Source organism: Metabacillus rhizosphaerae, assembly GCF_037201795.1.
In the GTDB taxonomy this organism is placed as follows: domain Bacteria; phylum Bacillota; class Bacilli; order Bacillales; family Bacillaceae; genus Metabacillus; species Metabacillus rhizosphaerae.
Map to the genome: position 1 here is coordinate 2,627,441 of NZ_CP147403.1, position 23,742 is coordinate 2,651,182.

Below are 23,742 nucleotides of genomic sequence, written 5' to 3' on the forward strand. Positions count from 1 at the left end.
AAAACTTTGGCTAAACAAAAGCTGCCAAAGTTGTTATCTACAGTAAGGAAAAGGGAAAAATGATCTCTAATCCTTGTAGACAAGCCATTTAAGGTAGCTGGTAGAAACGTTCAAGCCATATTCTTGAACTTATACAAGGTTGTTATTATTTTAAAATAATAAATCGAATCTTACCAAGTTCGACAAAATTCGTCAATAGGAGAATGAATTGTTGATATATTCTTTTTATTTTAAGGATATTATCATGTAGTGGGAGATATATTCTTTTCATTAACTTTGTTTCATAGTATGATAGTCATAGAAAACCTTATATTATGAGGGATTGAATGTGATCCGAGAGGAGATTTATATGGACATTTCAAAAGTCGTCGTATTTCGAGCTGGTAATGAGGAATATGGGCTGCCGATCGAACACGTGATTTCTATTGAAAAGCTTGAAAATATAAATGTTATTCCTAATATGCCTTATTACATGAAAGGTGTTGTTAAAGTAAGAGGAGAGTTAATCCCTGTTCTAGACATGAATCGTATTCTGTATCAGGATGATACATTCGGGGATGATAATGCTAAACTAATCGTTGTGCAATCAGAAGAGCTCTCTGCAGCACTTATTGTAAAAGAAGCAAAAGAAATTTTAGATATTTATGAAAATCAATTAAAAACGATTGGTATTGGAGCGTTTCAGTCAACAAAGTACTTCACAGCTGTTGCAAGTCTTGAAGATCGTTTGATAATGTTAATTGATCCGAATCTTTTCTTATCAAGTCTTGAAAGTATTGCCATTGTAAAAGAGGAAATGGTAAGTCACCAATAAATTGTATTGGTGATTTTTTAGTTGTTATAAAAACATGCTTTCAACCTACATGATAAAATAAAAATTAACTTTTTAGTGAGTGGTGGAGCTATATGGAACGTCCTGCAAGCGGTCGAATAATTCTTCATGTTGATATGAATAGTTTTTACGCATCAGTTGAAATGTCATATGATCCTTCTCTCCAGGGGAAGCCGCTAGCTATTGCTGGTAATGTAGAGGAGAGGAAAGGGATCATTGTTACTTGCAGCTATGAAGCACGTGCAAAAGGCGTGAAGACGACGATGCCACTATGGCAGGCTCGTAAGCTATGTCCTGAGCTAATCGTCAAAAAGCCTAATTTTGAACGTTATCGCAAAGCATCTCGTGCAATGTTTGACTTACTTAGGGAATTTACAGACCTTGTTGAACCAGTATCAATAGATGAAGGGTATATGGATATTACTCAATCTATACGTACAAATCCATTAGAGATTCCGGCATTAATTCAGGATCGGCTTTTGGAAGAATTATTACTACCTTGTAGTATTGGGGTAGCGCCAAATAAATTTTTAGCTAAAATGGCATCAAATATGAAAAAACCACTTGGTATTACGGTGCTAAGAAAAAGAGAACTTTCTGAAAAACTGTGGCCATTACCAGTAGGTAACATGCATGGTATCGGAGATAAAACTGCTGAAAAGCTACACTCAATTGGCATTGAGTCAATATATGATCTAGCTCATGGTGATCCTGTCCAGCTTAAACAATTGCTTGGAGTCAATGGTGAACGTTTAAAACAACGAGCGAACGGAGTAGACAATAGAGAAGTAGATCCTGATTCGATTTATGATTTCAAAAGTATTGGAAATTCTACGACCCTTTCAAAAGATACGACAAATGAAAATGAAATAAATGAGGTATTACGAAAACTAGCACATTCTGTCAGGGTTCGAATGAAGCGCAAAGAGGTTTTAGCTAGTAAGATTTTTATCACGATTCGATATGGGAATTTAAAAACAATAACTAGAAGTAGAAAATTAGCGAATCCTATTGGTGATGAAGATGAAATTTTTTCAATGGCAAAACAGCTCTTTTTTACCCATTGGAATGAAGAATCGATTCGACTGTTAGGTATAACTGCTCAAGATTTGGTTGAAAAGGAGGGTGCGTTAAAACAATTAGATCTATTCTCATTTGAAAATGATGCAAAGGATGAACCGTTGCTTAAAGTGATTGATAAAATAAATCAAAAATATGGAAATCAATTCATTAAACGAGGTGTAAAAGGCGAGCGAGAAGATGATCAATCACCTGGTACGAGCTTTAATAAAGATTTTTTAAGAGAGTAAGCGATTACATGAGTTATGTCACTTGAAATGTAGTTAAAACTTATGGTATTTTCAATTGTAGTCATAATAAATAATTCGAATTATGTGTCAATTCCGCAGATTTTGTCGGAAGAAGGCAACCGATTATTGCCTGTACATACTCTAAGGACTAGAAGGGACGTAAGCAAATGTCGAAACAACAGATTGGTGTTATTGGTTTGGCTGTAATGGGGAAAAACTTAGCGTTAAATATTGAAAGTCGTGGATTTTCAGTATCTGTCTTTAACCGTTCAGCAGAAAAAACAGAAGAATTTTTAGCAGAAGCAAAAGGAAAAAATGTTGTTGGTACATACAGCATTGAAGAATTTGTTCAATCACTTGAAACTCCACGTAAAATTTTATTAATGGTTAAAGCAGGAGTTCCAACAGATGCAACAATTGAACAGCTTTTACCACATCTTGATAAAGGTGATATTTTAATTGACGGCGGTAATACATTATATACAGATACACAACGTCGAAACAAAGACCTTGCTGAGAGTGGAATCCATTTCATTGGTACTGGTGTATCAGGTGGAGAAGAAGGAGCATTAAAAGGACCTTCAATTATGCCTGGTGGTCAAAAGGAAGCATTTGATCTTGTACAACCTATCTTAGAAGCTATTTCTGCAAAGGTTGAGGGAGATCCATGCTGTACTTACATTGGTCCAGATGGAGCAGGTCACTATGTGAAAATGGTTCATAACGGAATTGAATATGGCGATATGCAATTGATCTCTGAGGCGTATTTCCTAATGAAAAATGTATTAGGCTTAACAGCTGATGAGCTACATGAAGTATTCGCTGAATGGAATAAAGGCGAACTAGATAGTTATCTAATTGAAATCACTGCTGATATCTTTACGAAAAAAGACGATGAGACTGGTAAGCCATTAGTTGACGTCATCTTAGATACTGCCGGTCAAAAAGGAACAGGCAAATGGACAAGTAAAAGTGCCCTTGATTTAGGTGTACCACTTCCAATCATTACAGAATCAGTATTCGCACGTTTCATTTCTGCAATGAAGGAAGAACGTCAAAAAGCAAGCAAAATTCTTTCAGGTCCAGCTGCTAAACCATTCGAAGGTAACAAAGAAGAGCTTATTGAAGCAGTACGTAAAGCTTTATACATGAGTAAAATTTGTTCTTATGCTCAAGGATTTGCGCAAATGAGAGCAGCTTCTGAAGAATACAACTGGGATTTGAAATACGGTGATATCGCAATGATCTTCCGTGGTGGATGTATTATCCGTGCTGCATTCCTACAAAAAATCAAGGATGCATATGATAAGGAACCACAATTAGCAAATCTACTACTTGATTCATATTTCAAAGAAATTGTTGAAAGCTACCAAGGAGCTCTACGTCAAATCCTAACTGTAGCAATCAATAACGGTGTTCCAGTACCATGCTTCTCATCAGCACTATCTTACTATGATAGCTACCGTACTGAAACATTACCTGCTAACCTTTTACAAGCTCAACGTGACTACTTTGGTGCTCACACATACCAACGTGTAGATAAAGAAGGTATTTTCCATACTGAGTGGATGCAAAAATAATATTAGTTAGTATTTAAAAATGGACGAGGACCTTTCAAAGGTTCTTGTCCATTTCTGTTTTTCGGGACGAATAAAAGGATATAAAATCTCCAATAAGTTAAAGTTTTGCTCTGTTAAAGCTCACTGTGAACACCTGTAGCGGAAATCACCGACCACGTTTAAGAGCCTAAAGTTTAATAACATCACTTAAAAGTAATATATCGTCATATATTTGCTCTTTAATCTCTGTATTTTTGCATCTTTGATATTCATCAATTAGCAGACCTAACTCATTAATAAATATAAGCATTTCTTCATTTTTAATTATGCCAATCACCTTCTTATGACTTTTTATTACCTCTTCTATAATGCTGTATAGTATATATTACCTATTTTTAATGGTTTTAAACTTTATCCCATTCCTAACGTACAGTAAAATCCTACCATAAGATTCTAGACAAAAAACAAGGTTCTTTTCTAAGAGAGTTGCTTTTAGTACAAATCCTATTTCAGGTTGATTTGAGCGTAAGTGCAAAGACTCCTGCTAAGAGTAGCGGGACAGGTGAGACTCATGCAGGCGTTTACGCCGGGCGTTAGCAAGAAAAAGAGCCATTACCAAAGTAATAGCCCAAAATAAAATAAGGAGATTGCAAGGGTTGCGACTTGCACACTTTATCTTATGCTGTTAATAATGTTGCGTATGAGGCAAATAGACGAGCCAATTCGCACATTTTTCATATTTAAGTGGCACTATAAGAATGCACAAAAATAGTAGATTGGAACTTTATCTTATAATTTGTTCTAATGCCACTATTTTGTGTGCAATTTTATGAACTGTTATGAAGTTCATTAGATATGTTCTAATAGCCCTATATCTAGTCAAGGAAAGCAAATATGCCTTACTAAGGTATAATAGACGTCATTTGAATTGAAGTCTTAAAACGGCAATTAGAACGCTATGTGAAGAGTGTTGAGATACTCCCTAAAATAATGCCTATACTACTGCCGATACTTATACATCTCAAAATGTTTTTTGGATCATAAATTACCATGTTAATCCCTCCTTAAGGGAAACTTAACATATAAAAAAACTAGCGTGCAATAAAAATTTGCTTAATAGAGCTGGTAATTTTAAACAATGATTTCCATGAAAAAGCCGGTTGATCCTAAAGATGACCAACCGGCTAAAAGTATTAAGTAGACAAAAATGCATGATATTGATTTTTAGAATGTCCATATTAAAAAAATGTTAATAATTAATTAACTGGCCACCATTGATTACCGTCCGCTTCAAGCATTTCGTCACTTTCTTTTGGACCCATCGATCCTGAAGGGTAAGCAGCAAGTGCGGCTTTTCCTTTTTTCCATGCATCAGAAATTGGATCGACAAAGGACCATGATAATGAAACTTCATCCCAATGAGTGAAATTTGTTGCATCTCCACGCATACAATCGTAAAGTAGCTTTTCGTATGCTTCTGGTGTGTTAATGCCGTCTTGGAAATTGTTTGAAAGGTCCAATTTAACTGGCTTAGAATCACCAGCATCTCCATCTTTTTTCACATTCAATTGAAGTGTAATTCCTTCATCAGGTTGAATGTTAATAACGAGTAGATTAGGTGGAACATTTTCACCCTTTTTATAATATAGGTTCATTGGAATATCTTTAAATTGAACTACGATTTGCGTAGATTTGGCAGCCATGCGCTTACCAGTTCGAATGTAGAAGGGAACACCAGCCCATCTGAAATTATCAATTAACAACTTCCCAGCAACATATGTTTCTGTTTGGGATTTTTTATCTACATTATTTTCCTCAGTATAGCCAATTAATTGTTTATTATCTAATTGACCGCTCGCATATTGTCCTCGAACAAAATAGTCAGATACCTCATCTTCACTAACTGCTCGAAGTGCACGTAGAACCTTTACTTTCTCACTTCTTACTTCATCAGTAGTAAGCTTGATCGGTGGCTCCATTGCAAGTAATGCGACCATTTGTAGCATATGATTTTGAAACATGTCTCGTAAAGCACCTGAATTTTCATAGTAGCGCCCACGGTCCTCCACACCTAATACTTCACTTGATGTTACTTGAATGTTAGAAATGTAGCGATTGTTCCATAATGGTTCGAAAAGAGCGTTAGCGAAACGAATTACCTCAATATTTTGTACCATTTCTTTTCCTAAATAATGGTCAATACGATAAATTTGGTCTTCGTTAAAAGCTTCTCGGATTTCTTGATTTAATGTTTGAGCTGACGGAAGATCATGTCCAAACGGTTTTTCAATAACAAGTCGACTCCAGCCTTTTGTAGCCGTTAAGCCTTCCTTTTTAAGATTTTTAGCAATTGTTCCGAAGAATTCTGGTGCCATGGCTAAATAGAATATACGATTTCCTTCTGTTTGATATGTACTATCAAGCTTAGTTAATAAATCATTAAGCTCTAAATAGGAAGAAGGATTTGTCACATCAAATGGATGATAATGAAAATGAGATGTGAAATCGTCAAGATCTTTTGATTCCTTTATCGAAGTTTGAATAGAATCTGAAACATTGTGGCGAAACTCATCGTTTGTCCAAGGTCTTCTTCCTACTCCAACAACAGCAAACTCTTTGCCGATTTTTTCGTTTTGAACTAGATGGTAAATAGAGGGAAACAACTTTCGTTTTGCTAAATCACCAGTTGCTCCAAAAATAACGATAACTGATTTAGGATGTTCTTGTGTAATCACATTCGTACCTCACTTTGTCAAAATACATTTATTTATTCATCAGTGATATGAAAAGCATACCCTTCTTACTATTGCTTACGGATATGAAAATTTTATGAACACTGATTGGAAAATACTCTATACAAATACTTAATTTTAAAGGTAAATGTACGGTAAATCAAACATAATAGTTCCACAAGTACTAGTATAAACGATTTAAAGAAAAATATCGTGTTTAAGCACTCGATCTTATTAAAATGTTTTTATTATTCAGTCTATTTTAGACAATCATATATGTATTGGTCAAGCGAATTGTTACAAAATGTTACGTTTTCCGACAAAACCACGTTATTTCTTAATTTTCTTGTTTAAAAGGAATGGAAGAATCGCATCGAACAGTGGTAGTTTAACTCAGACCTTTATTCATGTATTCTAAAAGAAAGTGATTTTTAGGAGGAAAAGTAAGTGAATGTCATGTTTCTTGGTACAGGGGCAGGGATACCAGCTAAAACTCGAAATGTTACGAGTATTGCCCTTCAATTGTTAGAAGAAAGACAAGCTGTTTGGCTATTTGATTGTGGTGAAGCAACACAGCACCAAATTTTACATACATCAATAAAACCTAGAAGGATTGAAAAAATCTTTATTACGCATCTGCATGGCGATCATATTTATGGTTTACCAGGGTTGATTAGCAGTCGTTCCTTTCAAGGAGGAGAAGATATCTTAACAATCTATGGACCTAGGGGAGTTGAGGAATTTGTCAGAACAGCACTAGCTATAAGTCAATCACATCTTACGTACCCATTAGAATTTGTCGAAATAGAAAACGGTACTGTATTTGAAGATACTCAATTTAAGGTGGTCGTCAAAAAGCTAGAGCATGGAATAGCGTCATATGGATATCGTGTTATTGAAAAAGACTTACCAGGCGTATTGCTTGTAAATAAACTAAAAGAACAATCGATCAAACCTGGCCCTATTTATCAGAAAATCAAAGCAGGGCAAAAGGTTGAACTTGAGGATGGAACGGTAGTTAATGGTAATGATTTTTTAGGTCCTAAGCTAAAAGGAAGAATTGTAACGATTCTTGGAGATACAAGATACACTAGGGATAGTATTGAGCTAGCTCATGAAGCCGATTTGCTTATTCATGAAGCAACATTTTCTGAAGGTGATGAAAAGCTTGCATATGACTATTTTCATTCAACAACAAAACAAGCTGCAATGATTGCTAAACAGTCTAATGCGAAAAAGTTAATACTAACACATATAAGCTCTCGCTACCAATCAGAAGACGATTTTACTAAGCTAGTAAAAGAAGCACAAGCATTGTTTCCGTTAACCTACTTGGCTGAAGATTTTATGCTGGTTGAAGTTCCTAAAAGCAGAGAGTAGCAATTACTAAAATGTTAGTACCTTTTACTTTCGTCATGTCTTCTGCTTAACTTGAAGAACTTTAATATACTCGGAATCTTTTATAAATAAAAGATACTTTATTTTAGGTAGGTGATCTGCTATGCAGGTGAAATGGCAAACGAGGGATCAATTGGTAAAGCTAATAACTGAGTTAGTCGAGCATGCCAGTATTACAGGCTCGCAAGGTGAGGTCGCTTTAGGTAAACATATTTATGGTCTGCTTAAGGAAAGAAATTATTTTCAAACTCATCCCGAATTCCTGGAGCTTCATCCTGTTGATGATGGAAGATCATTTGTAACCGCCTTGGTAAAACAAGGTGAAACAGAAGAAACGATTGTTTTGTTAAGCCATTATGATGTAGTAGACGTCAAGGACTATGGAGATTTAGCTCATTTAGCCTTTTGTCCCGCACAGCTGACAAATGAGCTGAAAGCAAGAGGTTCCAGACTGTCAAAAATTGTAAGTGATGATCTTGACAGTGGTGAGTGGTTATTTGGTAGAGGAACAATGGATATGAAAGCAGGCCTAACTGTTCAGTTAGCGATGCTTGAAAGGGCAATGAGCGGTGAGTTTAAGGGTAATATTTTATTAGTAACGGTTCCTGATGAAGAGGTTAATTCAGCTGGCATGTTATGTGCAGTAACTGTATTAAATGAGTTAAAGCAACGCTTTGGCTTGACCTATAAAACATGTATAAACTCTGAACCTATGTTTGCAAAATACCCGAACGATCAAAACCTTTATATTTACACTGGCTCGATCGGGAAAGTACTCGCAGGCTTTTACTGTAATGGAATTGAAACACATGTAGGGGAGCCTTTTTCAGGACTTAATGCAAATTTATTACTCTCGGAAATAAATCGTTTAATGGAATTGAACGACTCTTTCTGTGAACAGGTCGGTGATGAAATAACACCGCCACCAACTAGCTTAATGATGCGAGATTTAAAGACGGAGTATTCTGTACAAATTCCTCACACATCTGTGTCAATGTATAATTTACTCATGATGGACCGTTCGTTTAGTGAACTCCACGAAAAGCTCGTTCAAATTGCAAAAGAAGCAGCTCTAAATGTAGAGTCTTTTTATCAAGAACGTGTTCAACGTTATAACCAGTTTCTCTCATTTGCTCCACTTGATTTCAAGGTAAATGTATTTACCTTTCAGGAACTATTACAAAAAGCGATAAGCAGATATGGTGATAAAGAGATAGAAAGAAGGATAAATGATTTGTCAGCTAATCGTGGTGATAAAGATGATCGTGATTTTTCAGCGAAACTTGCTGCAGATTTAGCAGGGTTATGTAAGGAATACGCACCAATGATTGTTGTCTTTTACAGCCCACCTTATTATCCAGCGGTGTCTTCTAAAGAAGATCTGCTTATCCAGAAAACTATTGGAGAAGTGATTTCTCTTGCGAAAGCGCAATATCAAATCGAATTAAAGCAACAAAATTATTTTCCAGGTTTATGTGATTTAAGTTTTGTCCAGCTAACAGACAAAGGACAATCAGTTACTCAATTAACTGCCAATATGCCACTTTATGGAAATGGTTTTCAGTTACCATTAAGAGAAATTCAAAACTTAAATATCCCAGTTTTAAATATAGGACCTATAGGGAGAGATCCTCACAAGTGGACAGAACGATTGCATATTCCATACGCATTTGATATGTTCCCAGAATTATTGAGTTTATCAATTAAAACGATCTTTGCTGATTAGTTAAGGAATCCTACTTTAAATGTAGTCTCATTTTTTAGCCTAAGCAATAGTTTTAAGACTATTGCTTAGGCTTTAATTACCTAGTTTTTTTAACTGTCGAAGAAGATAAGGGGCTTTTTGTAAGATGAAAAAGCTGAAACCCTCACCTTTGTAGATTTCATTTATGGCAATGAATTCTTGCTTTATAAGTGAGATCATTTCTTTTTCAATCTTCGGGTTAAGAGCAATTCCTTCAATATTTGTCTTTTTAATAAGGAACCAAAGCATTTGTTTTTCTGGATTTGATAATTTCTTTATTTGCTCATAAATCTTCTTTTCATGATCAGGTAGCTCTACAAGATTTAGTTTCACCAAGTTCACCTACTCAGTACAGAATAATAATTTAAGAAGAACGAGCTTGATAGATTAAGATTTCATCGACCTTTACGATTATTTGCCCATTTACCTCAGCATGTCCTTTGCCAAGAACAAAATCTTTCTTCATTCTTTTTATCTCATAATACAGATAGATTTGATCACCAACCGATGCTTCGTGAATAAATTCTGCACCTTTAATTGCTGTTAAAAATCCTATATTGCACTCTTCACCTAGTGCTGCAAAGGCGCCAAGCTGTGCAAGTGCTTCTACAAGCATGACATTTGGCATAACTTTATGATCGTCAGTTATGTACCATTCATTTGCTGAAATGTTTTTAATTCCCTTTACACTCTTTCCTTCTACAATCTCTAGAATGTTGTCTACCATTAAAAATGGGTATTGATGAGGAAGGGTAGATTGAATAATCGATTTTCGTGTTCGCAAAGGATTTTCTCCTTTCAGATTTTTTATTTATTTTACCATGATCTACCATATTGTGTAAAAATGATCTTTTTGTATGAGGTATTATTGTTTACTATCTCTATATTTTTGAATACATGATATTATATTACTAGAAAAAATATTTGTGAGGTTTAACAACATGCATATTCAAGAGATAAGCCCATATGAAATATTAGACCGGATTACTGATGCTTTTTTCGCATTAGATAAAGAGTGGAAGTTTACTTATGTTAACAAAGAGGCAACTAGATTATTACTTCGTAAAAAAGAACAATTTATTGGCAATTGTTTATGGGATGAGTTTCCAGAAACAATTGATCTACAGCTTTATCATCAATTTCATAAAGCGGTTAATGAACAAGTTGCTGTTAATTTCGAACACTACTCTTTTCCTCTAAAAGCGTGGTTTGAAGTAAGAGCATATCCTTCACCGAATGGTCTTTCGGTTTATTTTCAAGATATCACGGACAAGAAGCAATTTTCCTCACATAGAGAGCAACATTATAAGTCCCTTTTTGAAAATAACCCTGATGCTGTATATTCTTTAGATTTGGATGGCAATTACCTTAGTGTTAACCGTGCAACGGAACAGTTATTAGGGTATAGTGCTGAGGAATTTTTACAAATGTCATACATTCCTTTAATAGCATCAGAAGAAATCGAGAAAACAATGGAGTATTTTTCTAAAGCAACGAGTGGTAGTAAACAACATTATGAAACAATAGCCCTCCATAAAAACGGTCAAGCTATTGCTGTAAAAGTTACAAATATGCCGATTATTGTTCATAATGAAATTGTAGGTGTATACGGAATTGCTAAAGATATTTCAAAAGAAAAAAGAACGGAAAAAATGTTGTTGGAATCTGAAAAGTTGTCTGCTGTTGGACAGCTTGCAGCCTCAATTGCACATGAAATAAGAAATCCACTTACATCGATAAAGGGATTTTTACAGTTATATAAAAAATCAATGAAACAGATAAACAGTGAGTATTTAAATATCATGTCTGATGAATTATCAAGAATAGAAATGATTACAGGAGAATTGCTTGTTTTAGCTAAACCACAAGCCCATCATTTTCATAATGAACGTGTAGAGAAAATTCTTGATGATGTTGTAACTCTACTAAGCTCGCAAGCACTAATGAACAATGTGGAAGTAAAAGTACATCTAGAAGATTTGCCACAGATCAAATGCATTGCAAGTCAATTGAAACAAGTATTTATCAACTTGATTAAAAACTCAATTGAAGCAATGCCAGATGGTGGCGAAATTACTATCATGGCTAAGAAACATACTTCGACAACCATTTTTATTCAATTTGCGGATCAAGGAAGTGGTATATCTGAAGAGCTCCTTGCTAAAATAGGGACACCCTTTTATACAACAAAAGAAAAGGGGACTGGACTTGGAATGATGACGACATTAAAGATCATTCATACTCATGGTGGAACGATGAATATTTCAAGTACAATTGGTAAAGGTACGATTATTGATATATACCTTCCTATTAGCATTTAAAAAAAGGTACTTGATTAGGATAAATAGCAAAGAGCGTAATCGTTTCTCCTATTACCCTCTTAATAAGTGATAAATTCTGATAGAAAAAGGAGTGCAAGTTTCAATTGAAATCTACACTCCTTTTCACGTCTTAGGAAATAATAAAATTCTTTTACTGTGGATAACGCTTTGACATCCAGCTCCAGCGCCCAGCGACTAGTGAACTTCACACTCCTTATACGCTAAGTCAACATCGAATCACTGTCGCTCTTCGTGTTTCCTTTGCCGCACATTAACGGGCAGTAATTGACATAACTGCCCTTAAGAGTCCGATAAGTCTCGCTATCCATCAGCAAACCCACTGATGGAAGTCTCGCTTTACCCCACCTAAATGGGCAGTAAATGAAAACTGCCCCTAAAGGTCCGATAAGTCTCGCTATCCATCAGAAACCCACTGATGGAAGTCTCGCTTTACCCCACCTAAATGGGCAGTAAATGAAAACTGCCCCTAAAGGTCCGATAAGTCTCGCTATCCATCAGAAACCCACTGATGGAAGTCTCGCTTTATCTCATACGGAGTGCTCTTGTTTCTCGTCGCTAAACGGGCGCTTGAGCTTTTGTTCATTTATCTGTTGTAACTAGTGCTTCAGAGAACATTGTTTTTAATTCATGTGATCGCTCTGTTGCTCGTTTTACACATGAGATAAGGGCTTCTTCAAAGCCTTTTTGTTGAAGAATGGTAATACCAGCTTCTGTTGTTCCGTTTGGGCTAGTTACTTCTTTTCTTAATTGGGATGGGTGTTTATCTGAGCTTGCAATCATTTCAGATGCACCAAGTAATGTTTGAACAATAAGATCTCTTGCCACATCAGGTTCTAGACCAACTTCAACTGCTGCTTTTTCCATCGCCTCAACAAGGAAATAAACATATGCTGGTCCGCTACCAGAAAGTCCTGTAACAGCATCTAGATGACTTTCTTCTACAAGCTTGCAAATTCCAATCGCTTCAAATAAAGACTGACATTTCTTAATTTGAGCCATCGTGACGTCTTCACTAGCTGCAATGGCTGTAGCTGATTTAGCAATTGCTGCAGATGTGTTAGGCATTGCGCGAATAATCGCTGTTTGTTTACCAAGTAGCGATGTCATCGTTTCAATCGAGATACCAGCTAGAACAGAAACAATCAGCTGACCATCAATATAGTCTTGAATACCATCTATGCCAGCCTTTATATCTTTTGGCTTCATCGCTAATACAATGGTTTTTGCTTCTTGAACTACTCTCTTCTTATTATGTGTTGTTTCAATTCCATACTTTTTTGTTAGTTCCTGTAATCGTTCTTTGTTAGAGCGGTTTGCTACGATTATTTGTTCTGGTTGAAATAAGCCACCTTTTATTAGTCCTGCAATCATCGCTTCTGCCATTGAACCTGCGCCGATAAATCCAACTTTTTCCAAATGAACTCCTCCTCTTTTAAGCACATTATAAAAAGCCACTCTGTCCCTATAAAAAGGAAGGAATGGCTCCGCGGTACCACCTTAGGAATGACATTCTTAAGCTTTGTCTCTTTATCGCAGAAATGCGGTTAGGTTGTTCGATAATGTGTTTACACTTTTATGAGTTCTCATAAATTTTTATTCATTATGCAGTTGTAGACAGGTACTTGTCAAGCTTTTTCACGAAGAATGTTCTCTGAATTATTTGAATATAATGACAAAAGTTAGACGGCGAGATACAATAATAATAGATCGTGATATTTCTCAACAATAGGGTGAAAATAGCTTTATTCGAAAATAATATAGTGGGACTTATCTATGGTAGTTGTCCCCCGCCTATCTTCATATGAATTTTTAGGAGGGGGTTACTGCCGGTTAAGAATGGGATAAATGGGGCGAAGGAAATGAAACAAATCACACAAGGAAACGAAGTATTTAAGTTGGAGCTACCAACACCTTTTCCTGTTGGCGATGTGAATGTGTATGTCATTAAGGGAGATTGTTTAACACTAGTTGATGCGGGTCCAAAAACAGAAGAAGCTTGGCTAGCGTTTCAACATCAATTGAAAGAAATTGGCTATACCCCTCAAGACATTGAACAAATCGTGGTTACCCATCACCATCCAGATCATGTGGGAATGTTAGATCATTTTAGTGATGAAGTTTCAGTAATTGGTCATCCCTTTAACACACCTTGGTTAAAACAAGATGAACAATTTATTGTTGAGCTTGCGGCATTTTTTGAGAAGTTGTTTATTGAATTTGGGGTAGATAAAAAATTCCTCCCTTACATTAATCAGCTGAAAAACACTTTAGATTTTTCGTGTAAAAGGAACCTTAAATCCTTTATAAGAGAAGGAGAGGAAATAAACGGTCTTGCTGGATGGAGCATACTAGAAACACCTGGTCATGCTCAAAGTCATATCGCTTTATATGAGGAGTGTACAGGTATATTAATTGGTGGGGATTTACTACTAAAGCATATCTCTCCAAACCCTTTATTAGAGCCTTCAATGACAAAGGATATTTGTGAACGACCTAAACCACAACTTCAGTTAAATCAATCGATCTCAAGATTGTTAGATCTACCAATTTCACTTGTCTATCCAGGACATGGAGAAAATATTGATGAGGTACATAAATTGATTGTCTATCGGTTAAAAAAGCAATCTGAGCGTGCTCAACTAGTTCAAAGCTTTCTTGTTGAAAAACCATTGACTGTCTTTCAAGTTTGTCAAGCTCTATTCCCAACTATTTATCATAAACAGCTAATGTTAACGATATCAGAAACAGTTGGACAGCTTGACTATTTATTGGAAATGGAGCAAATTAAAGTTGATACTTCATTAAAAACTCATAGATTTATTGCGAATGAATGTTAGAGGTGACGAATATGAATACACGAATTCAAGGGTGCTATGTTGCAATAACTGGTGCATCAAGTGGAATAGGTGAAAAAATTGCGATTGAATGTGCAAGGCATGGGGCTCATATTATCCTGCTGGCAAGAAGAAAAGACTTGCTAGCTCAACTAGCTGAACGTATTAAAAAAGATTATGGAGTTTCCTGCCATTATTATATTCTAGATGTCCAGGACCTATCTTCTGTTCAGCAAGTATTCACTAAGATTGAACAGGAGATAGGTCATATTGATATACTTGTCAATAATGCAGGGTTTGGGGTCTTTAATGATGTGATTGATGCTTCACTTGATGAAATGAAAAATATGTTTGAAGTGAACGTTTTCGGTTTAGTTGCTAGCACAAAAATGGTGCTGCCAGCAATGATCTCAAGGAAAAAAGGGCATATCATCAATATCGCTTCACAAGCTGGTAAGCTTGCAACCCCTAAATCTAGTCTCTATTCAGCAACTAAGTATGCTGTGTTAGGTTTTACAAACAGCCTGCGTATGGAGGTTAAGGATAGCGATATTTACGTTACATCGGTAAACCCTGGTCCAATAAAAACAAACTTTTTCACAATTGCCGATAAGCAAGGTGATTATGTGAAAAATGTGGAGCGGTGGATGCTTGATCCCAATAAGGTAGCTCGAATTATCGTAAACTCTATGCTTACGCCAAGACGAGAAATCAATTTACCTGGTTGGATGAATGCAGGAAGTACTCTCTATCAAGTGATGCCAAGGTTGTTTGAGCGTATTGCCGGAAAGGTTTTATTTAAGAAATAGTTATATATTAGGCTCGGTGCGGTGGGCACTGGGCCTTTTATACGTCAAATAAGAGCGTTAAGAAAACTCAAAAAAAAAGATTACAAACCTCGTGAAAAAAAGTATATTTAAAGTAATTGAACACTGATTTTTATTTTTATTTGCGAGGGAACATGATGAAAACAACAACCTTCAATCAATTAATACAATCAACACAGTATGAAGAAGCTATTTCAACTTTTTTAGAAGAATATAATCAAATAAAAAAAGCAGCAACATTATCTTCATTTCGCAGGTGGTTGAATACATTTGCTGACGAGGGTGTCTTAAAGGAGTATCTTAAAGTTATTGATACTGCAATTATGGGGAAATTAGCGACTGTTCTCGTTAAGACCAATTTCAAGCATTTAAAAACACCCATGATGACGATTTGGTATTGTGAAGAGCTAGTTAGTGAACATAAATTAATAGAAGCTGAACAAAGTTTAAAAGAGCTTTTAAAGCTTGAGCTGACAGATGAAGAAGAAGAAAAGCTGTTCTTTGTGTTAGCGGATACCTTGATGAATATGCAGCGGTTTGCAGAAGCAAAAACGTATATGGATAAGTGTGCGGAAAAAACGAAAGCACCTATGAATACTCGGTGGGGATACTATTATTTGCAGAAAGGTGATTGGGATCGTGCGATCGAATTTCTCGAACAGGGGAAGCTGGATAAAAGAGATGGTGTGTTTGCCTATTCATTATTAATTCAACATTATGGCATTTATGGTCAGTATAAAAAGGCACATTCCTTACTTGAAGAAGGATTAACATTGCATCCAAATTACCCGAAGCTTTTAGTTGAAAAAGTACGCCTTTTTTACCAATTGAAGCAATGGCCGCAAATGAGAATAGCGATTGCAGCGATTAATCAGCTGACTCCTTACAATGATTATAAAGGTTTATTTGAGGACTATATGGCTGAAAGTTATTATTATGAGCAAGACTTGTCTAAGCTGACTCGTTTTTTAGCCGAGCATCCTCATCTTTCGAAACAATCTTCATTTAAAGAATTTAGTGGAACGATGAATCTCACTGTGAAAATGCTAACGTATAAACCAGTGGTTCAAAAATACAATTTTTGTGTACCTGCTAGTTTAGAGATGCTATTGAGTCAATTTAACCACTTTATTCATCAAGATGTCATTGCCGATTCCATTTTTTCTGTGTCTGGAACGAAACTTTCTAAAGCAATTGAGTACCTTGAGGAACAAGGCTATGCTTGTCAATTTTTCTACGGAGATGTTGATTGCTTTAGTTCCTTAATAGACATGCAGGTTGGCGTTATACTTAATGTGGATTATCCAATGTCATCACATGTTCAGGTGCTTGTTGGCTATGATGACAACTTACGTGTTTTACACGTACAAGATCCTAATTTTAGAGAATATCATCAAATACACTATGCTGACCTCAAGAAGGAATATGGAAATAATCAAGTACTAGCTTTAGCGATTGTTCCAAGTGCCGATCGCACAAAATTCAATTCATTAGATAGACAGCAGCACGAGGTTGTAAGTAAAATGTTAAGTCTTGCTGAACTAGAAGATGATTCTCTTACATCTGTAGATGAACAGTTTGTTAATAAAAATCTTGATCAATTACTTGTGGCTGCTTATACGTTAAGATATATACCGAAGCTTGTTAGTCAAGAAATACTAGAGAAGGCTATAGCTACTGTTAGTCGGCAACTAGCAAACAATGAATATAGCAGGCTAATTATTGCCCACGCCTATTGTCAATCAAAACAGCTTGCCCAGGCTCTACTGTATATTGAGAAAGAGTTTAGTAAACGTAATAAATCGACCCATTGGTTTTTAAAAGGTAGGATTTATTATGAGCAAAATGAATATGTGTTAGCAATCGAAGCATTTAAGGAAGCGTTACAATATGAGCCTGAGGATCATATGATTTGGTCGTATTTAGCGCTCTCCTTTTCTTATTTAGGTGATAACGAGACGGCTCTCTATCACTCAAAGGTTTCATTGGATATAAATGAAGAGGATACGTTTGCCCTCGTTAACTATGCTGTCATTTTGCATGACTCTAATGCATTTGAAGACGCTCGTGCCATTTTTCATAAACTGTTAAAAACAAATAAGCAGGATGCGTATTTTTGGTATGAACGAGCACGTTGTGATCATGAGCTGGGGCGAAGTCATTTTGCGATGAAAGGTTTTCAGGTTGCCATCTTTTTAGAACGAGACGTACCGTTTCCCTATCGAGAATTGGCCAATATATATGAGCACATTGATGAGGATGAAAAACGTGCTGAAAAGGTGCTACTTGATGGCCTCATCTATACAAAAAATGCAAACGTTTTGCTTAATGAACTAGGCGATTTATATGAACGAGCCCAGCGTTATGAAGAAGCTCGCACCTATCTTTTGCGTGCAATTGATAGTAATTCAAGTGATGTATTTCCCTGGCTCTCGTTAGGTAGCGTATTAAAATCTGAAGGAAAATATGTTGAGCTTTTTGAGTTTATGAAGGAGCGAGAACGAGATTTTGAGACGAATAGTGAATTTTTAGTTAATGGAGGTCAGCTTCTTTGGGACACTGCAATTTTTGTTGAGGATAAGACTGCTTATTTTGAGCTTGCCCTAGATTTTATGGAAAAGGGTATTTTGCATGCTTCCTATCATCTTGATGATTGTATTGAGATGTATGTAGAAGCAATCGAGGATACAGCTTTTTACCGGCGAGGAATAGCGTTTCTTGAAGAGCGATTTACGAGTAGTACGACTGAAAATTCATTTTATTATATATACTATATTGGCTGCTTGTATAAGGGGAATGGTCTTTTTCAGAAGGCTAAGCAATTTTTTGAACAAGCCTTAACGATTAAAAAAGATCCTGTTCCATATTATCGATTAGGAGAAATTGCGTTAAAGTTTGAAGACTACAAAGAGGCAGAAACCTACTATCAAAAGGTCCTTACGCTTGATCCATCACATGAACAGGCGTTATTAGACCTTGCCTCCATTGCCTCTATCCTGGAGGATAGAGCTAGTGAAAGGAACTATTTACTGAAAGCCTTTTATTCAAATCCTTTTGGGGTAAAGGTAGAAGATTTAGTTGGTGTTATTGATCATAAAGTAGATCTTGAAAAGCTTCTTGACTTTCTAAATGGATTAATGAGGAAACACGATAAAGTGTTTATTCTTGATTCAATTGCGTATGTGTATGGGAAGCTTGGTGATCTTGAAAAAGAGGAAGAATACTTAAATGAAGCGTTATTAACTAGCCCACATCAGCCACAGCTCTTGTATCATCAAGCAAAACTTTGGATGAAACAAGGAAATAATAAGCAAGCTAAGGCTGCTTTATTATTACTCATTGAAGAGCATGTAGATGACCGTGATCTTTACAAGTTATTGGTTGAGGTTGCAGGCAATACTCGCTCTGTTTTAAAGCTAGAAAGTTATTATAATAAGTTAAAGCTTGAAAAGGCTGAAAGAAGTCTTGCTTTTATGTTTACCGCTGCTGCTTATGAAAAAGTGGCTTCTCAAGAAGGGAATTCCCCTGAACAGTTAAGTGAACTGAAGGGATTCTTTAAAAGGTTAACAAATTTTACGAAGATAACTGCTCATGCCGGGGTTATCATTGGTTTTTATGAGACAGCAATTAAATTAGATCGTAAAAATGTTAGGGCTGTGATGTGGCTTGCCGATTTTTACGTTCAAGCTGATCTTTCAAGTGATGCGGTAAAGGTGCTAGAGAAGGCATATTCTCATAACGCAAATGTCGACATAGCCTATCGTCTTGCGGCTTTATATGTTGAAGAAATGGCAAATGTGAAACTCTCTAAGCAATACCGTTATTTGACTAAGGCGAAAGAATTGCTTGAATTCTGTTTAACTGAACACGAGGATCCAGAATATATGAATTTACTAGCTTACGTTTTATTTGAACGAGAGGATCTACTAGAAGCGGAAGTGATGTATCATCGTTGTTTATTGATTGAGCCTACAATTGATAAGGGCTATTATAATCTTGCTAGATTATACCTCCAAATGGAGAAGTTTCTAGACGCTGAGAAAGCGAGTAAGGCAGCAATTGAATTAGAACCAAATAATGAAGACAACTACAATCAGCTTGGCCTAATTTTTCATCGTCAAGGACAGACAGATCAAGCCTTAGCCGCAATTAATAAGGCAATTGAATTAAATCCAGATGACCTGTTCTGTCTCTATAATCGCGCTTGTTTTCTCGTTGCTCTCGGTAGGATGAGAGAGGCTGCACAGCAATTAGAGCATGTTTTTGCATTAGATGACGATGGGTACTTTATTGAATTAGCGGAAGCTGACAAGGAAATGCTTCCTTTAAAAAGGACAGGTTACTTTCCAATGAGTGTGTAAAATAGAAAAAGGTAAGCACTGATATTTTTGGTGCTTACCTTTTTCTTTATAAATCCTACTGTACATACATTTCCTGTACTTGGATAATCATTCGACATCCAACACATCCAACTCCAGCGCTTTTGTCTTTATTCCTGGTTTGTTAAATACGAGTATACAACATCTTCCACAACCTCGTACCACTCTGTGTCCTTATCTTTTTCGTTTGTAATCTTTTCAATTAGTTGTAAGGAATCATCTTTCGAAAGCGGATCTATATCAAGATCTCGGCCATATTGTAAAAAGCTATTCTTGAGCATTTTTAATAAAAATTCGTTCTCCATTTTCCACCTCGCTATTGCTAGTATACTTTTTTCGTTGTCTTTTTTCGACGAAATTTTCACCCCTGATGGTGAAAACTTCCATTGAAATAGAACGTATATTCGCTTAAGATAAAGAATATAATAAATACGAACATATATTCCGTTTGGAGGAAGCGGTCATGATTGAAGACTACGGTCAGTTACCAAAACGAAAAATCCTTTGTATTGATATGAAAAGCTTTTATGCAAGCTGTGCTGCGGTTTTACTTGGTTTAGATCCCCTAACATGTTATTTGGTCGTTGTTGGTGATACTGAGCGCCAAGGGAGTATTGTACTGGCAGCTTCTCCGCAAATGAAAAAGGAATTTGGCATTAAAACGGGGGCGAGATTATTTGAAGTTCCAAAGGACCCGCGGATTAAAATTGTTAATCCGAAGATGGGTACCTATATTCGGATGTCAACAGAAATAACAAAATTACTTCATCGCTATGTGCCAAAGGAGGCAATTCATACCTATAGTGTGGACGAAAGCTTTATTGAAGTGGATGGGGTAGAGCATATTTGGGGTGATGCCCAAACGATTGCCGATAAAATTCGTGATGACATGAAGTGTGAGTTTGGTCTCCCTAGTGCAATTGGCATTGGACCTAACATGCTTCTTTCAAAAGTATGCTTAGACATCGATGCGAAAAAAACAGGTATAGCAGAGTGGACGTATGATGATGTAAAGGAAAAGCTGTGGAAGATTGAGCCGTTAAGCAAAATGTGGGGGATCGGTTCAAAGGTGCAAAAAACATTAAATCGGATGGGGATTTTCAATGTCGGACAGCTAGCCAATTACCCTCTTGAGCTTCTCGAGAAAAAATTTGGAGTTATGGGTAACCAACTATACTATCACGCATGGGGAGTGGATTTATCAGCAGTCGGGGCACCGATCATGCAGGGACAAATTAGTTTTGGGAAAAGTCAGATTTTGCTTCGTGATTACCCAGATCCCGAGGAAGTTAAGCATGTCATTTTAGAAATAAGTGAGGAAGTTGCCCGCAGAGCACGGCAGCACAATAAGGTCGGAAGAACGATTAGTCTTGGAATTGGCTATAGCCGTGATGAATTTGGCGGTGGTTTTCATCGATCTAAAACAATTGATCAGCCGACAAATATTACAATGGATATTTATGAAATATGTTTGCAGCTGTTTGACAAGTTTTACACAAATAAAACGGTGCGGCAAATATCGATTACTTTATCAAATATAGAAGACGATTGCGTGATGCAGCTTGACTTGTTTCGCCAAAATCGTTCGAAGCAGCGAACACTTGGCTATGTAATGGATTCAATTCGCCATAAATATGGTTCAGATGCAATTTTACGTGCTGTGTCGTACACTCCAGCCGGAACAGCGAAGCATCGTGCCAAACTTGTAGGTGGACATAAAGCATAACAAGCCCATTTCAAATGGAAAAGCTACGATTCACTCCAATGAAGAATAGTGTATAAGGATTTTATTTTGGTGTCTAGCTCCAGCGCCTAGCCCCTCTTGGGTCTAAGCCACAGGTGAATAGCAGACAAAGAATGTCTTCTATTCACTTGCGTCTTATTGTCCAAGGCTGAACAAGGCGCCCTGAGCTTTTCTTAGGAGGACGTAGCATGGCAGTTAAACAACAGCAATGTTTAACATATGTTGCTTTAGGAGATTCTCTAACGGTTGGAGTAGGTGCATCATTTTTAGCACCTGGTTTTGTAGCACGTTATGTCAGGCTGACAGAAAAAGAGCTAAACAAGCATGTAGTTGCTGATATATATGCAGAATCTGGCATTGAGACAGGTGCAGTACTTACGATTGTAGAACGCCCAGATCTACACGAGAAAATTAAGCGTGCCAACATCATCACTATTTCCGCCGGAGGAAACGATTTAATCAATGCAAGTAAGGATCTTGCTGAAACAGGTGATGTAACGGAGCTTAATCAATCAGTAAAAGAATGCCATAGCAATATGGTAAAAATCATGCGCACAATACATGAACTGAAAAAAGAATGTGGTGTGCCTTATAGGATTTACCTTCTCAATCTTTATAACCCGCTACCACAAATTCCACTTGCAGATAAATGGGTGCGGTTATTTAATCGCCATTTAAATAGCCTTGGTAATGGCTCAACAATTTTCGTTGCTGATATTTACACTGTTTTTAAAGGGAGACAAGGTGAGTTATTGTCAAGACGAGATGATATACATCCAAATGACCTTGGATATCAAGAGATTGCATATACATTATTTCACTTAGGCTATCCGAATGAATTCCAAAGTGGATAATTGTTGAGGATGGTGAATGACATGATACGAGACAGAGGAAATATAAAATGGACATCAATGATGCTACCTGAGCATGTAAAGCTACTAAGAGATTGGTCAGAGGCTGATTCCTATCAAGAAAAGCCTGAGCTTGATGAGCAACAGCTTGAACAATTTAATGAAACAATTTGCCTAGCAATGGAAGAGCACGCTGAGCTAGTTTTCACATATTATCAAGATCATTTTCATCACACATGCACGGGCTATGTTCATTATATCGATCCAATTCAACATACGCTTCAAATTGTCGATGAACAAAGTGGCCACCGCCAAAAGCTATCACTTAAAGCGATTGTTGATGTGAAGCAAAAATAAGCAGAAAAACGAGTAGAAGGATGAAACATACAATCTCATCCTCCTAACTTTCTTAATTATTCACCTAAGACTTTTTCGGCACGAACACAAGAATCAAAATTCCCTTTATGAGACGCATCACAAAATGGCATTTTCGAAGAACGTCCACAGCGGCATAAAGAAAAAATCTCTTTTGTCGTAAATTTGTTCCCATCAACATCAATCAGTTCTACTTCGCCTGATATCCGCAAAGGACCATTATCCATAACTTTGATCTGTACGTTAGACACTTCTAACACCATCCTATATGTAATCTTCTTCTCAATTATATCCGCTGTAGCTAAAAATATGCGAAGATAGTTTCGCAAAGATCGAACCTCTACTTGGCGAATCTAATCTATCTTTGAAGCAACAAACCTGTAGAACAGAGACTTAAAAAGTAGAAAATGCATTAACATCACTAAAAGATGAGAACACTTGATACCTATGTTAAAATGGGATTAAAGAAATTGAGAAGGAGAATATCATGCAGCTAACATTTACAAAAGAAGCAATTGAGCAATTAACACCTAAACTTCGAGAAAATAAAAATAGAGTGTTGAAATTAAAATATGATACAGAAGGCTGCGGATGTGTGATGAGTGGTGTCACTGCATTATGGCTAGTAAAAGAGCAGGATGCAGATGACATAAAGTTAGAAACAAATGAAGTACCGTTATTTGTTGAAAAGACAAAAATGGTATTTTTAGATGAAGAGCTCACAATATCCTATAACAAAACAGCTAATTGCTATATGCTAAAAAGCCCTTCACAAATATTAAATCCACGCATGAGTTTACTTGTAAAGTGAGGGG

Annotated in this window: 19 protein-coding genes and 1 riboswitch; of the genes, 13 read left to right on the plus strand and 6 right to left on the minus strand. The window is 36.4% G+C overall.

The features are described from left to right. Nucleotides 1-56: 56 nt before the first annotated feature. Nucleotides 57-157: riboswitch (purine riboswitch) on the minus strand. A 192-nt stretch (nucleotides 158-349) separates the two neighbouring features. From WCV66_RS12830 to gndA, 3 genes are all read left to right on the plus strand, one after another. Further along, entirely contained in the window at nucleotides 350-814 is a 465-nt protein-coding gene (locus WCV66_RS12830; RefSeq protein ID WP_338789239.1) for a chemotaxis protein CheW, read from the plus strand. A gap of 92 nt (nucleotides 815-906) precedes the next feature. After that, on the plus strand, nucleotides 907-2,142 hold the full coding sequence (locus WCV66_RS12835; RefSeq protein WP_338789241.1) for a DNA polymerase IV: 1,236 nt from the start codon (nucleotides 907-909) through the stop codon (nucleotides 2,140-2,142). A gap of 167 nt (nucleotides 2,143-2,309) precedes the next feature. Continuing rightward, a complete protein-coding gene (gndA, locus tag WCV66_RS12840; protein WP_066330207.1) occupies nucleotides 2,310-3,722 on the plus strand; it encodes an NADP-dependent phosphogluconate dehydrogenase in 1,413 nt (470 codons plus the stop codon). A gap of 1,235 nt (nucleotides 3,723-4,957) precedes the next feature. On the opposite strand, the gene zwf is transcribed toward gndA, so the two are convergent. Continuing rightward, nucleotides 4,958-6,433: a glucose-6-phosphate dehydrogenase gene (gene zwf, locus WCV66_RS12845; RefSeq protein ID WP_396652661.1), complete on the minus strand. Its 1,476-nt coding sequence runs from the start codon at nucleotides 6,431-6,433 to the stop codon at nucleotides 4,958-4,960. Nucleotides 6,434-6,880: 447 nt separating this feature from the next. On the opposite strand from zwf, the gene rnz reads away from it, so the two are divergent. Together rnz and WCV66_RS12855 are read left to right on the plus strand one after the other, a co-directional pair. Then, nucleotides 6,881-7,813, plus strand: coding sequence for a ribonuclease Z (rnz, locus tag WCV66_RS12850; protein WP_066330203.1), 933 nt, complete (start codon nucleotides 6,881-6,883; stop codon nucleotides 7,811-7,813). A 127-nt stretch (nucleotides 7,814-7,940) separates the two neighbouring features. Beyond that, a complete protein-coding gene (locus tag WCV66_RS12855; protein WP_338789446.1) occupies nucleotides 7,941-9,557 on the plus strand; it encodes a M20/M25/M40 family metallo-hydrolase in 1,617 nt (538 codons plus the stop codon). 72 nt (nucleotides 9,558-9,629) lie between these two features. Here the strand turns inward: WCV66_RS12855 and WCV66_RS12860 are convergent, their stop codons facing one another. Together WCV66_RS12860 and WCV66_RS12865 are read right to left on the minus strand one after the other, a co-directional pair. Next, nucleotides 9,630-9,908 carry a hypothetical protein gene (locus tag WCV66_RS12860; RefSeq protein ID WP_338789242.1) on the minus strand — a complete coding sequence of 93 codons (279 nt, stop codon included), beginning with the start codon at nucleotides 9,906-9,908 and terminating at the stop codon, nucleotides 9,630-9,632. A 31-nt stretch (nucleotides 9,909-9,939) separates the two neighbouring features. Next, nucleotides 9,940-10,359: a 3-hydroxyacyl-ACP dehydratase FabZ family protein gene (locus WCV66_RS12865; RefSeq protein ID WP_232329006.1), complete on the minus strand. Its 420-nt coding sequence runs from the start codon at nucleotides 10,357-10,359 to the stop codon at nucleotides 9,940-9,942. 157 nt (nucleotides 10,360-10,516) lie between these two features. Here WCV66_RS12865 and WCV66_RS12870 point away from each other — a divergent pair, with 157 nt between their 5' ends. Then, nucleotides 10,517-11,896 (plus strand): PAS domain S-box protein, encoded by a 1,380-nt coding sequence (locus WCV66_RS12870; RefSeq protein WP_338789246.1) that lies wholly within the window; start codon nucleotides 10,517-10,519, stop codon nucleotides 11,894-11,896. A gap of 600 nt (nucleotides 11,897-12,496) precedes the next feature. Here WCV66_RS12870 and proC read toward each other — a convergent pair. Continuing rightward, nucleotides 12,497-13,300, minus strand: coding sequence for a pyrroline-5-carboxylate reductase (gene proC / locus WCV66_RS12875; RefSeq protein ID WP_066330261.1), 804 nt, complete (start codon nucleotides 13,298-13,300; stop codon nucleotides 12,497-12,499). Between the two features lie 476 nt (nucleotides 13,301-13,776). Here proC and WCV66_RS12880 point away from each other — a divergent pair, with 476 nt between their 5' ends. From WCV66_RS12880 to WCV66_RS12890, 3 genes are all read left to right on the plus strand, one after another. Next, a complete protein-coding gene (locus WCV66_RS12880) occupies nucleotides 13,777-14,754 on the plus strand; it encodes an MBL fold metallo-hydrolase (RefSeq protein WP_338789248.1) in 978 nt (325 codons plus the stop codon). A gap of 11 nt (nucleotides 14,755-14,765) precedes the next feature. After that, complete coding sequence (locus WCV66_RS12885; RefSeq protein ID WP_066330186.1) at nucleotides 14,766-15,560, plus strand: SDR family NAD(P)-dependent oxidoreductase; 795 nt, start codon at nucleotides 14,766-14,768, stop codon at nucleotides 15,558-15,560. 155 nt (nucleotides 15,561-15,715) lie between these two features. Then, on the plus strand, nucleotides 15,716-19,939 hold the full coding sequence (locus WCV66_RS12890; protein WP_338789250.1) for a tetratricopeptide repeat protein: 4,224 nt from the start codon (nucleotides 15,716-15,718) through the stop codon (nucleotides 19,937-19,939). Between the two features lie 128 nt (nucleotides 19,940-20,067). Here the strand turns inward: WCV66_RS12890 and WCV66_RS12895 are convergent, their stop codons facing one another. Continuing rightward, entirely contained in the window at nucleotides 20,068-20,262 is a 195-nt protein-coding gene (locus WCV66_RS12895) for a YqzH family protein (protein ID WP_066330260.1), read from the minus strand. A gap of 158 nt (nucleotides 20,263-20,420) precedes the next feature. On the opposite strand from WCV66_RS12895, the gene WCV66_RS12900 reads away from it, so the two are divergent. The 3 genes from WCV66_RS12900 to WCV66_RS12910 all read left to right on the plus strand — a co-directional run bounded on the left by WCV66_RS12900 (nucleotide 20,421) and on the right by WCV66_RS12910 (nucleotide 22,909). Further along, nucleotides 20,421-21,683: a DNA polymerase thumb domain-containing protein gene (locus WCV66_RS12900; RefSeq protein ID WP_338789254.1), complete on the plus strand. Its 1,263-nt coding sequence runs from the start codon at nucleotides 20,421-20,423 to the stop codon at nucleotides 21,681-21,683. A gap of 206 nt (nucleotides 21,684-21,889) precedes the next feature. After that, nucleotides 21,890-22,555: a GDSL-type esterase/lipase family protein gene (locus tag WCV66_RS12905; protein ID WP_185653545.1), complete on the plus strand. Its 666-nt coding sequence runs from the start codon at nucleotides 21,890-21,892 to the stop codon at nucleotides 22,553-22,555. Between the two features lie 21 nt (nucleotides 22,556-22,576). Next, entirely contained in the window at nucleotides 22,577-22,909 is a 333-nt protein-coding gene (locus WCV66_RS12910) for a YolD-like family protein (protein WP_338789256.1), read from the plus strand. Between the two features lie 56 nt (nucleotides 22,910-22,965). Here the strand turns inward: WCV66_RS12910 and WCV66_RS12915 are convergent, their stop codons facing one another. Then, entirely contained in the window at nucleotides 22,966-23,178 is a 213-nt protein-coding gene (locus tag WCV66_RS12915) for a CDGSH iron-sulfur domain-containing protein (protein WP_066330258.1), read from the minus strand. A 236-nt stretch (nucleotides 23,179-23,414) separates the two neighbouring features. Here WCV66_RS12915 and WCV66_RS12920 point away from each other — a divergent pair, with 236 nt between their 5' ends. Further along, complete coding sequence (locus tag WCV66_RS12920; RefSeq protein WP_066330157.1) at nucleotides 23,415-23,738, plus strand: iron-sulfur cluster biosynthesis family protein; 324 nt, start codon at nucleotides 23,415-23,417, stop codon at nucleotides 23,736-23,738. The last annotated feature ends 4 nt before the right edge of the window (nucleotides 23,739-23,742 follow it).

Bases quoted from the DNA above. Each gene is read 5' to 3' on its own strand.
- WCV66_RS12920 (WP_066330157.1), top strand. From the start codon at position 23,415: ATGCAGCTAACATTTACAAAAGAAGCAATTGAGCAATTAACACCTAAA.
- WCV66_RS12830 (WP_338789239.1), top strand. From the start codon at position 350: ATGGACATTTCAAAAGTCGTCGTATTTCGAGCTGGTAATGAGGAATAT.
- WCV66_RS12900 (WP_338789254.1), top strand. From the start codon at position 20,421: ATGATTGAAGACTACGGTCAGTTACCAAAACGAAAAATCCTTTGTATT.
- WCV66_RS12905 (WP_185653545.1), top strand. From the start codon at position 21,890: ATGGCAGTTAAACAACAGCAATGTTTAACATATGTTGCTTTAGGAGAT.
- WCV66_RS12870 (WP_338789246.1), top strand. From the start codon at position 10,517: ATGCATATTCAAGAGATAAGCCCATATGAAATATTAGACCGGATTACT.
- gndA (WP_066330207.1), top strand. From the start codon at position 2,310: ATGTCGAAACAACAGATTGGTGTTATTGGTTTGGCTGTAATGGGGAAA.
- WCV66_RS12910 (WP_338789256.1), top strand. From the start codon at position 22,577: ATGATACGAGACAGAGGAAATATAAAATGGACATCAATGATGCTACCT.
- proC (WP_066330261.1), bottom strand. From the start codon at position 13,300: ATGGCAGAAGCGATGATTGCAGGACTAATAAAAGGTGGCTTATTTCAA.
- WCV66_RS12835 (WP_338789241.1), top strand. From the start codon at position 907: ATGGAACGTCCTGCAAGCGGTCGAATAATTCTTCATGTTGATATGAAT.
- WCV66_RS12895 (WP_066330260.1), bottom strand. From the start codon at position 20,262: ATGGAGAACGAATTTTTATTAAAAATGCTCAAGAATAGCTTTTTACAA.
- WCV66_RS12885 (WP_066330186.1), top strand. From the start codon at position 14,766: ATGAATACACGAATTCAAGGGTGCTATGTTGCAATAACTGGTGCATCA.
- WCV66_RS12890 (WP_338789250.1), top strand. From the start codon at position 15,716: ATGAAAACAACAACCTTCAATCAATTAATACAATCAACACAGTATGAA.
- WCV66_RS12880 (WP_338789248.1), top strand. From the start codon at position 13,777: ATGAAACAAATCACACAAGGAAACGAAGTATTTAAGTTGGAGCTACCA.